This window comes from Mycetocola lacteus (assembly GCF_003667575.1).
GTDB classification, from domain to species: domain Bacteria; phylum Actinomycetota; class Actinomycetes; order Actinomycetales; family Microbacteriaceae; genus Mycetocola; species Mycetocola lacteus.
The window spans coordinates 127,705-142,428 of record NZ_RCUY01000001.1 but is presented as its reverse complement, the minus strand read 5'-3'; the positions used below and the strand labels follow the sequence as shown (position 1 = coordinate 142,428).

The following is a 14,724-nucleotide window of genomic DNA, read 5'->3' as shown; positions in this document are numbered from 1 at the left end:
GTCAACCGCTAACCGGCAGTGTGTGGGCCGCCGGCGAGGATCGGGTCGTGATCAAGAACCGGGAGAGCCTCGGTGCGGACCACCGATTCCGGGGCTTGGGCGTAGACGGCCGCCGCGGCGAGGGTGCGCAGCAGCGGATCCTCCCGCTCGGCCAGCGCCAGGCCCACGAGCACACGGATAGCGGAGTCGGGCAGGTCGCAGCGCGCGAGTCCGCGCAGAGCCCACACGCGCAGATCCTCGTCGGGGTCGCGATTGGCCACGCCGGCCAGGATCTCGCCGATCAGGTTGCGGGCGGCATCCAGCTCCTCATCGAAGAGGCGGCCGGGTTCCTCCCCGTCGATTGCCGCGATCAGCGCCAGGGCGCGTGCGGCCTCGGTGCGCACGGCCGGATCCTCGGCGGTGTCCTCAACCAGGGTGATCAGAAAGTCGACCCGGTCGGAGTCGGCACCGGCTTCGCAGCCGCGCAGGAGTCTGGCGCGACGATCGGGGTCGGCGCTTCGGAAGGCATCGATCAGATCCACGGTGGCGGTCATGCCTCTATTGTGCGCGCTTGCGTCCGGAGATGCCAGGGCCTCGAGGAAAACGATCGGCCGGAGTGCCCAAAACGTAATCGCCGCCGGTGTGGAACCGACGGCGATTACGGAGGGGACGGCCACCCGGGAAACGCATCAGCGTTTCGCGGGATGAGGCCGAGATGAGGCCCGAGGGGTTAGGCGTTCAGACGCGCGATCCACGCCTCGACGTCATCCGCGGTGCGCGGGATGTGAGCCGAGAGGTTCTCGGCGCCGTCGGCGGTGACCAGGATGTCATCCTCGATCCGCACGCCGATGCCGCGGAACTCCTCGGGCACGGTCAGGTCGTCGTTCTGGAAGTACAGACCGGGCTCGATCGTGAAGATCATGCCCTCCTCGACGATGCCATCGTGATAGAAGTCCCGACGAGCCTGCGCGCAGTCGTGCACGTCGATGCCCAGGTGGTGGCTGGTGCCGTGCACCATGTACCGGCGGTGGTACTGGTTCTCGACCAGCAGCGACTCCTCGGCCGAAACCGGCAGCATGCCCCACTCTGCGGTCTTCTCGGCGATCACGCGCATGGCCTCGGCGTGGATCTCCTTGAACACGATGCCCGGACGCACGATCGCCAGGGCGGCATCGGCGGCCTCGCGCACGGCCTCGTAGACCTTGCGCTGCACGTCGGTGAAGGTGCCGTTGATCGGCAGGGTCCGGGTGATGTCCGCGGTGTACAGGCTCTCGACCTCGACGCCGGCATCCACCAGGATCAGCTCGCCCGGGGTGACCGCGCCGTCATTGCGGGTCCAGTGCAGGATGCACGCGTGGGATCCCGAGGCGGCGATCGTGTCATACCCGACGGTGTTGCCGTGCTCGCGGGCGTGGGCGTTGAAGACACCCTCGACCACGCGCTCGCCCCGCGGGGAGGCGATGATGCGGGGCAGCTCGGCGATGAAGGCGTCGAATCCACCGGCGGTGGCGTTCACGGCCGCGCGCATCTCGGCGATCTCGAAGGAGTCCTTAACCAGGCGCAGCTCGGAGACGAACCGGGTCAGGTCCTCGTCGTGGTCGATGCGCAGGTCCGAGTCGGTGGCCACAAACTCATCCAGGTGTGCGGTAGCCAGGTTCAGGTCGGCGGCGACCTGGGCGAGGGAGGGGCGCGGGCCGATCCAGAACTCGCCGATCGCGTGGTTGGCGTAGAACTCATCGGAGTCGCGGCCGGCGCGCTCGCGGAAGTACAGGGTGATCTCGTGACCCTCGCCCGCGGGCTCAAATACCAGCACGGCACTGGGCTCGGAGTCGGCACCCCAGCCGGTCAGGTGGGCAAAGGCCGAGTGGGCGCGGAACGGGTAGTCGGTGTCGTTGGAGCGCTGCTTGGGGTCGCCGGCCTCGATCACCACGCGGGCACCGGTAAACGCGGCGCTCACCTCGGCGCGGCGCTTCTCTGCAAACGCCGCCTGGACGCGCGCGGCAGGGAGCTCATCCGTGCGGTCGGCCCACTGGGAGCCGATGTAGTCCTGGAAGCGATCGGATCCGGGGGTGGTGGATCGGGCGTCCTTGGTCTCTTCGCTACTGGTAGTCATGCTTTACATTCTCGCACTGTTCGTGCCCCGGTTTAAAGCACCGGGCGTGTCCGTCCGCCTCCGCTCGCTCACCGCGGTGCCGGGGGTTGATCCTAGCGAGAACCTGCCTCGGGCACATGCACAACCCGTGAGTGGTGAAGGAGTCGAGCACCGGAGAGCTTTCCGCCGTCTAGGGTTCCCCATGCGAACATCAGACTACTCACTACTCCGGTCACTGGATCAATCAAGTTTGGTGTATCAAAACATGCCCGTAACCAGAGCTCATCCGGGACGTTAGGGATGTTTTCACCGGGCAGAAGATACTCGCAGTGCACGCTAGTCATGAACGTGTGTGCTGATAAAGGTTTTTAGTCGAGTGGCATCCCGAGTGGATATACTCGCGGGCGCGGCGGGTGGCTCCACCGGGATGTATCCAAGAAAATACCTGCCCGAAGAGTCAACCTCGAAAACAACCACCCAGAGGGCGGACTGCCACTCAACGCGGATCCCGCTCGTCTCGCCGGGATATATGCCGGGTGCGGGCCAGCCGCGCTCTCCCGAATCGATGAGCAGCGTGGCGAGTGTGGCGAGTGCTGACGTGGGAATCAGAGCGGAGGCATCGAGTGATTCGAGCCGTTCTGTCCAGGGTTTGTGCGTCGTTCCATAGTTCATTGTGAAGACCTCGTTTTCGTCCGAATTTGACGGTATGTCAACGTCGGGGGCACGAGGCGATACCTTGTTGAAGGTTACGTCGCAGACGCGGTTGAGGATATGGAAAACCAGCGAGACTTAGCTGAGAATCCGAGGCATATCCGGAACGAAGTTCGGGACTAGTCCGCGGCGGCCGGTTCCAGGCGCACGGTGATTGGGCGGTGGTCGCTGCCCGCCTGGTCAAATTCGGTGTGCACCTTCATTGCCGCGATGTCCCAGATTGGGGTCGCAAAGACGTGGTCGATCGGGGAGCCCAGCAGCGCAGGAATGTTGGTCGGCCAGGTGCCGAGGGCGGCGGTGTGGGTTGCCTGGCCCGCATCGTTGCAACGGCCCAGTGCGGCGCCGTCGCGGCCGAGGCCCGCCATACTATCCAACGTTGCGTTGAAATCGCCGGCGATAATGACGTTCTCCGCATCGCACTGTGCGGCGAGCCAGGCCAGATCCTCGCGCCAGTTGTGCATCTGCGGAGTCGAGGGGGACACCGCGTGGCTGGCGATGATGGTGGGGCCGCGTCCGTCGGTGGGCCGGAGCACCACGCTGGGAACCACGAGGGTGTTCGACGCCCCCACCCCGTTGCTGGTCGCCTGCGTATACGAGCCCAGCGCGGGGGAGATCAGGACCGTGGTTGAGCTTGCGGCCGCAATCTTGCCAAAGGATTCGGTAAACACGTTCATAGGTTTGCCGGCGGCCTTCATCGCCGCGGCCACCTCGAGACCGGTCTGATTTCGAGTCTCGGGCAGAGCCACGATGTCCGCTCCGGAATCCAGGGCGAGCTTGGCAATCGCTGCCGACCCCATCGCGTTCCCCTTGGTATTCCAGCTCAGCACGCTGATGGCGCTTTCGGTTTTGGCGGGAAGTGCCGAGTCATCAAAGCCGCGGTATACCAGGATGCCGGTGTTTGCCACGGCACCGAGGAACATCACCACGGCCATGCTGCCGGCAAAGCCGCGCAGCGGGCGAATGATCCCGATGATCAAAAACAGCACCAGGGCGGCGACACAGCAGGCCACGAGGAGTCCACGCATCGCGGTGATCTGGGCGACGATCACGGTGGTCTGGAGTCCAAACAGCGGGGGCCAGGTCACGATGAGCAGGCCCAGTGCAACCGCAAGGGTGAGGAGAGCGCCGAGGAACTTGAACATGACCCGGTCAGGATATCGGGCGAAATCTGGGAGTTCCCGGGAGGATGCTGAGCATGCGGCCTACACTGGTCAGTATGCCCCTGCAATCCTCCCTCCGTGGTCCCGCCGATCTGCACACTCATTCCAGCATCTCCGACGGTACCGAGACCCCCGGAGAACTGGTGCGGGCGGCGGCCGTGGCCGGATTGGGCACGGTTGCACTGACCGATCATGACACCACCGCGGGCTGGCCCGAGGCGATGGTCGCGGCCCCTGAAGTGGGGGTGAACCTGATTCCCGGCATGGAACTGAGCACCCGACACAACGGCATGAGCGTGCACATGCTCGCCTACCTGTTTGATCCCTCCAATCCCGCGCTGCTCGCCGAAACCGAGCGGATCCGAGTGGCCCGGAAGACACGCGCGGCCGAGATCGTGGAAAACATTCGGGCGGACTATGACCTCACCTGGGAGGACGTGCTCGCCCAGACCACCCCGGGGGCCTCGATCGGGCGCCCGCACATTGCCGACGCGCTGGTGGCTCGCGGCCACTCCACCGACCGCAGTGCCGCGTTCGAAACCATCCTGCACCCGCGCAGCGGCTACATCATTCCGCTCTATGCACCGGATCCCATCGTGGCCATTCAGATGATCCGCGAGGCCGGCGGCGTGCCGGTCATCGCCCACCCGGCCACCGGAACCCGGGGTCGCCTGATCCCCGAGGATGTGGTGGCCGAGATGGTTGAGGCGGGACTTTTCGGGATGGAGATCGACCACCGCGAGAACACCCCCGAGGGGAAGTCGTGGCTGCGGGCGCTGGCCGCCCGCTACAACCTGGTGCTCACCGGATCCAGCGACTATCACGGTGCCGGAAAGCCCAATCGGCTCGGGGAGAACACCACACCGAGCGCGGTGGTGGACGCGATTGTGGCCGAGGCTACCGGGTTCGCCCCGATCATCGCCGACTAGCCCATATACACAACGCCCGCCCCTTCCGAGTTGGAAGGGGCGGGCGTTTTAGTCTGTGCGGCTATTCGGCGGCGGGAGCGGCCTCGGCGGGGGCTGCACCCTCACCGCGACCGCGGCCACCACGCGAGCGACGACGGCGGCGCGGAGCACCCTCTCCATCCTGCGGAGCCGAGGCGGTAACCGGGGCACCCTCAACCGGGGTGACGCCGGCGGCGGGACCGGCGGCCGCGCCGCCACCGCGGGTGCGACGACGGTTACGCGAGGGACGAGCGGAGTCTGCGCCGCCCTCACCCGAGCGTGCGGGACGCTCGGTGCGAGCCTGACCTTCGCCGCGACCCTGGCCCTCGCCACGGGCCGGACGCGATCCGTTGCCACCGCGGGCACCACCATTGCGGGCGGCACCCTCGCGCGGCGCAGCCGGGGCGGCGGGCTTCAGCCGGCCCTTGGTGCCGGCGGGGATGTTCATGTCCTCGAACAGGTGCGGGGAGGACGAGTAGGTCTCGGTGGGCTCGGGCTGACCGAACTCCAGCGCCTTGTTGATCAGGGCCCACTTGTGCAGGTCTTCCCAGTCGACGAAGGTCACGGCGATACCGGTCTTCCCGGCGCGGCCGGTGCGGCCCACACGGTGCAGGTAGGTCTTCTCGTCGTCGGGGATGGTGTGGTTGATCACGTGGGTCACATCGTCCACGTCGATTCCGCGGGCGGCGACGTCGGTCGCGATCAGCACGTCCTTCTTGCCCGCCTTGAATGCGGCCATGCCGCGCTCGCGCTGCTCCTGGCCGAGGTCTCCGTGCACGGCGGTCGCGTTGAAGCCGCGGTCGTTGAGCTCGTCCATCAGGCGGGCGGCGGCACGCTTGGTGCGGGTGAAGATCACGGTCTTGCCGCGGCCCTCGGCCTGCAGGATGCGGGCGATAACCTCGTCCTTGTCCAGCGAGTGCGCGCGGTAGATGACGTGCTTGATGTTGGCCTGGGTCAGGCCCTCATCCGGGTCGCTCGCGCGAATGTGGATGGGCTTGGTCATGAACCGGCGCGACAGGGCGACGATCGGACCGGGCATGGTGGCCGAGAACAGCATGGTGTGGCGCTCGGCGGGGGTCTTGGAGAAGAGGCGCTCGATGTCGGCGAGGAAGCCCAGGTCGAGCATCTTGTCGGCCTCATCCAGCACCATTTCCTGGATCTTGGAGAAGTCGAGCAGGCGCTGGTTGTTGAGGTCGATCAGTCGGCCCGGGGTGCCCACGATCACCTGGGCGCCGGCCTTGATCTCCTCGATCTGCCCCTCATAGGCCTTACCGCCGTAGATGGCGGCGATCTTGGTGGGACGGTTGCTGGCGGCCAGTACCAGGTCCTCATACACCTGAACGGCCAGCTCACGGGTGGGAACCACGATCAGCGCCTTGACGCCGGGCTCGGGGTTGTCGCCGAGGCGCTGCAGCACCGGGAGACCAAAACCGAAGGTCTTACCGGTACCGGTCTTAGCCTGGCCGATGATGTCCTGGCCGGCAATGGCCAGCGGGATGGTCTGTTCCTGGATCGGGAACGGCGCGGTAATTCCCTTACCGGCGAGGGCGTCCACCATGTCCTGGGCGACGCCGAGTTCAAGAAAAGTCACGATATTTAATGCCTGTCATGCAGTGATGTGGTCTACGCCAACGGATTCTGCGTGCGGGCGTAGGGTCCCATTCCAACGATGAGACACTCCCAGCTTACCGGGACGCGTAGACTGAGCGTGTGATTTCCTGGTTTCGGCGGCGTGGCCCCTCCTCAAACGAATCCCAAGTGGTACTGCGCGAGAGCACGGTTCCCACCACCCGGGTGGACTTTGCCGAGCTTGCCTCCGACACCTCCGACTTCCTCGGGCAGTCGGCCTACTTACAGCTCGCGGTGTTCCAGCAGTACTCGGCGATCAGCCGCGACAGCGGTCGCCTGCTGACCACCGAGTTGATCGCAGGGCCCGCCGGGCTGGCGCTGCGTAAGCACCACGAACTGGTGGGGGAGATTCGCCGTCGCGGCGAGGATCCGCAGCTGCTGATGGCCCCCTACGTTCCGGCGATTGATCGTCTGCTGGGCATCGCCCGCGGCGACTCGATCAACGAGGGGCTGCTGGGCCTCTACATCACCCAGGGCTTCCTGGACGACTTCTTCCGCGGCCTGGCCGCGCGCCTGCCCGCCGATCTGGCTCCCCGGATGGAACGTGTCCTCGGGGCCGATAACGGCTCCTCCGTGGTGGTCGGAATCCTGCGCGATGCGATCATCGAGGATCCCCGCCGCGCCCACCGCCTCGCCCTCAGCGGACGCCGTCTGGTGGGCGACATCATGCTGGTGTGCCACGCGGCGCTGCGCCTCGAACCGGTGGGTACCGACACCACCGATCGCGCGCCGGGAAACACTCCCGAGCGGGTCGAACCGGTGTTCACCGAGCTGATCGGTCGGCACACCCAGCGCATGGATGCGCTGGGCCTGACCGCCTAGCTGCCCGCGGCGACAGCTGCGTTAACGGCGCAGCGCCCCACCGAAATGGTGGGGCGCTGCGCGGTACGGCGGAAGCAGGCTACCTAGCCCACAAAACCGATGCGACGGGTCTCTTCGCTGCCGATCTCGACGTAGGCTACCGAACCGGTGGCCACGATGTAGCGCTTGCCCTTGTCGTCGGTGAGGGTGAAGTGCGGGGTGCCGGAGCTGATTGCGTCGCCGACAATCTTCTCGACGTCGGCCGCGCTCTGGCTGGATTCGAAGCCGAGTTCGCGGGGGCTGTTGATGATGCCGATACGGATATCCACGTTGGTGCCTTTCGGTTGCCGGGGAACGGATCCTGGGTTGATTCCAGCGTACGACACCGCCGCCCACCGAAACCCGTTATCCGCGCGTGCCCAGAGCGAACACGCGTCGCGCAGGGTCCGTGATCCCCGCATCGGCGGTGTCTTCCGGGGGATATCGGTGGCTCACGCTAGCGTGGGATCGTGAGCGAATCCGAACCCCTCGATCAAGACCGGTTGTCCGCGAGCCTGGATAACAGCCAGCGTGCCGTGCGGGACCTCCGCGACGGTGCCCACGCGGCGGTGCACGGTGCGCCCGGTTCGGGGAAGACGCACACGCTGACCGAGGTGGTGGCCGACCGGATCATCACCCGCGGCTATCCCACCGACGACGTGGTGGTGCTGGCCGCCGACCGCCGTTCGGCCACCGCGCTGCGAGACACGTTGGCGCTGCGGATCGACCGTCCCACCCGGGGCCCGCTGGCGCGCACCCTGGGTTCGATGGCCTTTAGCTTTGTGACGGCCGCCGCGGTGGCCGATGGGGTGACCGTTCCGCGGCTGCTGACCGGTGCCGATCAGGATACGATCCTCGCCGACCTGCTGGCCGGAGAGGTGGAGGATGAGGGTGCCGCCTGGCCCGAGAGCCTGGGACCCGATGTGCGTGCGCTCGGCGGCTTCCGCACCGAGCTGCGAGAGCTGATGATGCGGCTCGTGGAAACCCGCACCCGCCCCGCCGAGCTGGCCCGCCTGGGGCACCAGCACGAGCGTCCCGAATGGGTGGCCGCGGCCGCATTCATCGCCCGCTATGAGCACGTGATGGACCAGTATTCGCAGCCCCGATTGGACGCCGCCGAGGTGATCGCCGAGGCAACCACGCTGCTGCGTGAGGGCCGCGTTTCGGCCCCGCGCCTGATCATCGTGGACGACTTCCAGGAGCAGGGACCGGGCACGCTGGGATTCCTGGCGGCGGCCGCCGCCGCGGGATCCACGATCCTGGCGTTTGGGGATCCCGACGTGGCCAGCGCAACCTTCCGCGGCTCCGATCCGGCGGCGCTCAGCGGACTCAACCTGATTCTGGGTGCCCCGGTGGAGACGTTCACCCTCACGCAGGTGCATCGGCACGGCCCCGAGCTGCGCGCCGTGATCACCGAGTTGAGCGATCGGGTGGGTGCCGCCGGACGGGTCGAGCATCGCCGCGCGGCCTCGGTGCTGCCCGCTCAGCCCGCGCCCGCAGCGGACACCAGCGGCGACGACGCCACGCCGTCCACCGAGCAGTCCGCCACGCCGCCCGCCGATTCGGCTGCCGACAACCCCGTGGGCCAGGCCTCCGGGGTCGCCGCACAGGCCCCCGTCCACCCGGCCGACGAGCCCCAACGGGGACCCTGGAAGGTTCCGCCCACGCTGCCGGTGGTGCGCATTCGCGCGACCTCCCCGGCAGCCGAGCAGCAGGCGATCGCCCGGATGCTGCGCGAGCGCCACGTGTATCACGGGGTGCCCTGGTCGCAGATGGCAATCGTGGTGCGCTCCTCGGCGTCCATTCCCGTGCTGGCTCGGGCGCTGGCGATGGCCGACGTCCCCACCTCGGCGGAGACAGCTGGCGAGGCCCTGCGCGACCGGTATGCGGCACGGGCGCTGATCCTGGCGCTCGCCGTCGCGCTCGAACGCATCCCGGTGACCGCCGCCCGCTACACCGAGCTACTGCTGGGTCCGCTGGGGGGCTTTGACGGGATCGGCCTGCGCCGTCTGCGTCGTGCGCTGCGCCACGAGGAGCTCCTGGGTGGGGGACACCGGGGATCGGATGAGCTGCTGATCGAAGCCCTCGCCGCCCCCGGAAGATTCGCGACCCTCGACACCCCCGGTGCCCGACGTGCGATGCGCTTTGCCGAAACCCTGGCGCAGGTGCGGGCGGGCTATGCCGCGGGCAACAGCGCCGAGGAACTGGCCTGGATCGTCTGGGATCGCAGCGGCCTGGAAAAAACCTGGACCACACAGCTCGGCCAGGGCGGCCTGCTCGCCGAGGAGGCCAACACCAACCTGGATGCGGCGGTCGCCCTGTTCACCGCGGCCAAGCGTGCGGCCGAACGCGACCCCGATGCCGACGCCGGTATCTTTATCGACTCGCTCCTGGAGGCCGACCTGGGGGAGGACTCGCTGGCGCCGCGGGCGCGGGGTGAGGCCGTCTGGATCGGCACCCCGAGTGCGGTGGTGGGCCGCGAATTCGACGTTGTGGTCGCCGCCCGGGTGCAGGCCGGTGCCTGGCCTAACCTCCAGTTGCGCGGGGCTCTGCTGTATCCGCAGCTCTTCAGTCAGGTGGTCGCGGGCCTGCCCACGACCCTGCTGGATGCGCGGGCCGAACTCCTCTCCGACGAGCTGCGCCTCTTTGTCCTCGCATGTTCGCGGGCGCGCACCCAGCTGGTGGTGTCCACCACCGATGGTGATGACGAACAGCCCTCGCCCTTCCTCCGATTCCCGACCCTCGATGGTGCCCCCGTGCGCACCGGGACCGGCGAGTATCCGCTGACCCTGCGGGGCATGGTGGGTGCGCTGCGCCGCCGCCTGGTGCGCGCTCACGAGGCCGGGCGTCCCGAGGAGGCGGCCGAGGCGGCAAGCCTGCTGGCCCGACTGTCGGACGAGGGGATCGCCGGGGCCTCCCCGGACTCCTGGTACGGTCTGGCAGAGCCCTCCACCACCGACCCGCTGGTGGACCTCAAGGATCCCGACGCACGCGTACGGGTCTCGCCCTCGCGGATGGAGGCGTTTGAGAAGTCGCCGCTGAACTGGTTCATCGAGGACGTGGCGCGCCCGCCAAGCACCGTGGCGGCGGGCATCGGCACGATCATCCACGAGGCATTTGAGCGCGCGGGGATGATCCCCGCCGATCAGATCACCGCCGCCGATATCGCCCCCGAACGGCTGTGGGAGCACGTCTCCGAGCGCTGGGGCGAGCTGAGATTTGAGGCGCCCTGGCTGGCTCAGCGGGAGCGCGCCGGCGTGGACGAGGCTCTGGTGGGTGTGGCCGCCTATCTCTCCGACGCCCTACGCGCGGGCAACGTGGTGCTGAGCACCGAGGGCGGGTTCCGGCTCGAGGTGGGGCAGATCATCATCGGTGGCTCGATCGACCGGATCGAGCGGCGTCCGGCCACCGGCGAGGACACCGAACCGGTGATCGTGATCATCGACCTCAAGACCGGACGCAGCATTCCCACCCAGAAGTCGATGCTGACCCACGCCCAGCTCTCCGCCTATCAGCTCGCGCTGACCCGCGGGGCCGTGTATACCGAGGTGCCGGATGAGGCGGCCGCTGCCGAGGCATCCACCGGTGCGGCTGCGGACGCGCCGGTCGCGGCTCACGTTGCTCCACTGGCCGACTCGCCAGTCGACGCGAGCACCGAGGCACCCGTTGCCCCGGTCGCGGCCCCCGCCGAGCCCGCGGTTCGCCGCCACCCGATCACCGGGCGCTCGGGCGGCGCGATGCTGCTCTACGTGCGCACCCCCACGGTCAAGGCCTACGCCGAGCGCGTGCAGGAGGTCCAGACCGAGGAGGAGCTTGCGGCCTTCGAGGAGCGCGTGGAGACCGTGGGCACCGGCATGGCCGCCGCGACCTTCGTCGGCGTCTTCGGCGAGGGCGAGCACGATCCCCTCACCCGCCTGACCTACCGTATCCACCTCATCGCGGCCGTCTCGGAGTAATCATGACCCAGTCGAATCAGACCCCCGCCCTGAGCGCGCTCGACATCGCCGCGCTGCTGGGGCTGCCCGCCCCCACCGCCGAGCAGATCGCGGTGATCGAGGCTCCACTGGAACCCGCCCTGGTGGTGGCCGGCGCCGGCAGTGGGAAAACCGAGACGATGTCGAATCGGATCGTCTGGCTGCTCGCCAACGGCCACGTCCGGGTGTCCGAGATCCTCGGGCTCACCTTCACCCGCAAGGCCGCCGGTGAGCTGGCCGAGCGGGTTCATCAGCGCATCACCCAGCTGCGTCAGGCGCTCGCGGATCGGGGCGGTCAGGGCGTCGAGATCGACGTGCTCGAAGCCCCCACCATCGCGACCTATAACGCGTTTGCCAGCGGCCTGTTCCGGGAGTATGCGGCGCTGATCGGTCGGGAGGCCGACGCCACGGTGATCGGTGAGGCCTCGGCGTGGGCGCTCGCGCGTCGGGTGCTGATCGAGAGTAAGGATCCGCGGCTGGTCGAATCCGCCCGCCCGCTGTCCGCGCTCGTGCAGGGGGTGCTGCGGGTCTCCCGCGGGATCAGCGACAACGATGCGCGCGAGCACACCGAGAAGATCGTCGCCCTGGCCGAGGAGTTCCAGACCCTCACCGAGTTGCCGATCAACGACGAGACCACCGGCAAGCGCAAGCGCAGCCCGAATAAGGACCTGATGGCCGCGGCCGCCGATCTGGCCGAGTTGCCGATGCTGATCGAGCTCGCCGAGGAGTATGCGGCCCGCAAGCGCACCCGTGGGTTCATCGAATTCTCCGATCAGGTCGCGCTGGCCCTGGAGATCGTGCGCACCCTGGAGCGGGTATCGGTCGAGTATCGGGCACGCTATCGGGTGGTGATCCTGGACGAGTATCAGGACACCTCGGTCGTGCAGACCGAGCTGCTGTCGCGCCTCTTCGGTGGGCACGGGGTCATGGCCGTGGGCGATCCCAACCAGTCGATCTACGGCTGGCGCGGGGCCTCGGCGGCCAACCTCGCGCGCTTCTCCTGTGACTTCTCGGTGGCCCGGACCCCCGGATACCGTCCCGCCGACACCGCCGCGCGCTTTACCCTGTCCACCTCCTGGCGAAACCCGGGCCTGGTTCTGGATGCGGCCAACGCCCTGGTCGCGGCCCTGCCGGTGGCTGAGGGCGTCCCGGTCAAGACCCTGGCCCCGGCAACGTTTGCCGGTCCCGGTGGTGTGCGAATCGCCTTCGAGCAGACCGTCGAGGATGAGGCGGAGGCGGTGGCTGAGTGGTTCGCCGCCGAGCTGGATCGTCCGCGTGGAGACAAGGAGCGCGGCGAGAAGGCGCGCTCGGCCGCGCTGCTGTGCCGCTCGCTGAAAAAGGTGGATCCCTTCCTGCGCGCCCTCGAAGCCCGCGGGGTTCCCTACCACGTGCTCGGACTGGCCGGGCTGCTGGATCAGCCGGTGATCGTGGACCTGGTGTGTGCGCTGCGAGTGCTGCACGACCCGAGTGCCGGATCCGAGCTGATCCGTCTGCTGGCCGGCGGTCGCTTCCGCATCGGACCCCGGGATCTGCGCGCGCTGGGCAACCTGGCTCGCTGGCTCGGAGAGCGCGATCACCGGCTCGCCCGGGTCCCCAAAGAGGTACGCGATAAGCGCTTCGGATCCGCCGATGCCGAGGACAACCCCTCGCTCGTGGACGCCCTCGACTTCCTGGAAAACGCCCCCGCCGATCATAAGGCGCTGGCGGATTTCACCCCAATCGCGCTGGAGCGCATGCGCGAGGCGGCAACCCTGCTGACCGGACTGCGTCGCCGGGTGGGCCTCGGCCTGCACGAGTACGTGGGCCTGGTTGCCCGCGAGCTGGGACTCGACCTCGAGGCCGCGGCGAATGAGCACCAGGTGCTGGCCGGGCCGAGTCTTGAGGCGTTCGCCGAGCAGATCACCGCGTTCTTGCAGGTGGATGAGACCGGCACCATCGGGGCGTTCCTGGAGTGGCTCGAACAGGCCGAGCAGCACGAAAACCTCAGCCCGCGCGGCGAGGAACCCGAGCCAGGGACCGTTCAGGTACTCACAATCCACGGAGCCAAGGGCCTGGAGTGGGACAGCGTCGCGGTCCCGCGCATGGTGTCCGGGGAGCTCCCCGGAACCCCGCGCAGCCGCCGCGGGTGGACCGCGTTTGGCGAGCTGCCCTACGCGTTCCGCGGTGACGCCGCCGAGCTGCCCGAGCTCGCCTGGCGCGGGCTTGAGAGCCAGCCCGCGTTTGAGCTGGCCTATGCGAGCTTTGGCGATCAGATCGACACCCAGCACGCGCACGAACAGCGTCGCCTGGCCTATGTGGCGGTCACCCGGGCCAAGGACACGCTGCTGCTCTCGGGATCGTTCTGGACCAACGCGGTCAAGCCGCGCGAGCCCGGGGTGTACCTCTACGAGGTTGCGCAGGCCGTGCCCGTGGCTTGGGATGGGGACGCACGATACGAGGATCCGAGCCTGCCGTCCTCGCCGCTTGAGGAGGAAAACCCACGCACCGATCAGATCCGCAGCCTGGTGTGGCCGCGGGATCCGCTGGGGGAGCGACGTCGGGCCGTGACCGCGGCGGCCGCGGCGATCCGGAGCGCCGATCCGCGCCCGATCGATCCCGAACACCCGAGCGAGGACGCCAGCAACGTGGACCTGCTGCTGGCCGAACGTCACCACATCCTCACCGGTGGACCGGCCCGGGTGGATCTGCCCGCGCGCATCCCCGCATCCAGGTTCAAGGACTTTGTGGTGGACCCGATTCAGGTGGCCGCGCGCATTGCCCGACCGGTCCCCGAGCGGCCCTACCGTCAGACCCGCCTGGGAACCCTGTTCCACGACTGGGTGGAGAACCGCGCGGGGCTGATGGGATCGCAGGAAACCATCGACGCCCAGATGTGGGAGATCGACGATGAGGAACTCGGGGGCACCCTGGCACCCGTTGCCGAGGCCGAACGCGAACGCCTGGAGGAGCTGCAGGCCACCTTCCTGCGCTCGGAGTGGGCGGACCTGGCACCGATCGCGGTGGAAATCGAGATCAACTATCGCCTGGCGGGCAAACTGATCATCTGTAAGCTCGACGCCGTCTATGAGCGTGAGGGGCGCATTCAGATCGTCGACTGGAAAACCGGGAAGGCACCACGTTCGGACGAAGAGCTGCGCGAGCGTCAATACCAGTTGGCGCTCTATCGTGAGGGCTACGCTCGCTGGACCGGAACCGACCCCCGCCTGATCGACGCCGTGTTCTACTATGTGGCCGATGATCGGGTCCTGCGCCCGGAAAAACTCTCCGACGCACACGAACTGGTTCAGGCCTGGGAGAGGGCCGTGGCGACCCATTCGATGTAACCTGCGTATGGCCCCCAAACGGGGCCTATCGCAGGCCGAACGGGACCCCTATTCTGGGCACAGATGACC

At 68.0% G+C, this 14,724-nt stretch carries 9 protein-coding genes; 4 read left to right on the top strand and 5 right to left on the bottom strand.

Going from position 1 to position 14,724, the window contains the following annotated elements; genetic code table 11:
• Positions 1-8: 8 nt before the first annotated feature.
• From D9V34_RS00620 to D9V34_RS00610, 3 genes are all read right to left on the bottom strand, one after another.
• Positions 9-533 carry a HEAT repeat domain-containing protein gene (locus D9V34_RS00620; protein ID WP_121687024.1) on the bottom strand — a complete coding sequence of 175 codons (525 nt, stop codon included), beginning with the start codon at positions 531-533 and terminating at the stop codon, positions 9-11.
• 176 nt (positions 534-709) lie between these two features.
• Complete coding sequence (locus D9V34_RS00615; RefSeq protein ID WP_121687023.1) at positions 710-2,092, bottom strand: aminopeptidase P family protein; 1,383 nt, start codon at positions 2,090-2,092, stop codon at positions 710-712.
• A gap of 809 nt (positions 2,093-2,901) precedes the next feature.
• Positions 2,902-3,924: an endonuclease/exonuclease/phosphatase family protein gene (locus D9V34_RS00610; RefSeq protein WP_121687022.1), complete on the bottom strand. Its 1,023-nt coding sequence runs from the start codon at positions 3,922-3,924 to the stop codon at positions 2,902-2,904.
• Between the two features lie 74 nt (positions 3,925-3,998).
• On the opposite strand from D9V34_RS00610, the gene D9V34_RS00605 reads away from it, so the two are divergent.
• On the top strand, positions 3,999-4,871 hold the full coding sequence (locus tag D9V34_RS00605) for a PHP domain-containing protein (RefSeq protein WP_121687021.1): 873 nt from the start codon (positions 3,999-4,001) through the stop codon (positions 4,869-4,871).
• Positions 4,872-4,932: 61 nt separating this feature from the next.
• On the opposite strand, the gene D9V34_RS00600 is transcribed toward D9V34_RS00605, so the two are convergent.
• Positions 4,933-6,483 carry a DEAD/DEAH box helicase gene (locus tag D9V34_RS00600; protein ID WP_183091802.1) on the bottom strand — a complete coding sequence of 517 codons (1,551 nt, stop codon included), beginning with the start codon at positions 6,481-6,483 and terminating at the stop codon, positions 4,933-4,935.
• A gap of 116 nt (positions 6,484-6,599) precedes the next feature.
• On the opposite strand from D9V34_RS00600, the gene D9V34_RS00595 reads away from it, so the two are divergent.
• Positions 6,600-7,340 carry a ferritin-like fold-containing protein gene (locus D9V34_RS00595; RefSeq protein WP_121687019.1) on the top strand — a complete coding sequence of 247 codons (741 nt, stop codon included), beginning with the start codon at positions 6,600-6,602 and terminating at the stop codon, positions 7,338-7,340.
• Between the two features lie 83 nt (positions 7,341-7,423).
• Here D9V34_RS00595 and D9V34_RS00590 read toward each other — a convergent pair whose 3' ends face one another.
• A complete protein-coding gene (locus D9V34_RS00590) occupies positions 7,424-7,648 on the bottom strand; it encodes a DUF3107 domain-containing protein (RefSeq protein WP_030148536.1) in 225 nt (74 codons plus the stop codon).
• 180 nt (positions 7,649-7,828) lie between these two features.
• On the opposite strand from D9V34_RS00590, the gene D9V34_RS00585 reads away from it, so the two are divergent.
• Together D9V34_RS00585 and D9V34_RS00580 are read left to right on the top strand one after the other, a co-directional pair.
• Complete coding sequence (locus tag D9V34_RS00585; RefSeq protein WP_121687018.1) at positions 7,829-11,314, top strand: PD-(D/E)XK nuclease family protein; 3,486 nt, start codon at positions 7,829-7,831, stop codon at positions 11,312-11,314.
• Between the two features lie 2 nt (positions 11,315-11,316).
• Entirely contained in the window at positions 11,317-14,655 is a 3,339-nt protein-coding gene (locus D9V34_RS00580; protein ID WP_121687017.1) for an ATP-dependent helicase, read from the top strand.
• The last annotated feature ends 69 nt before the right edge of the window (positions 14,656-14,724 follow it).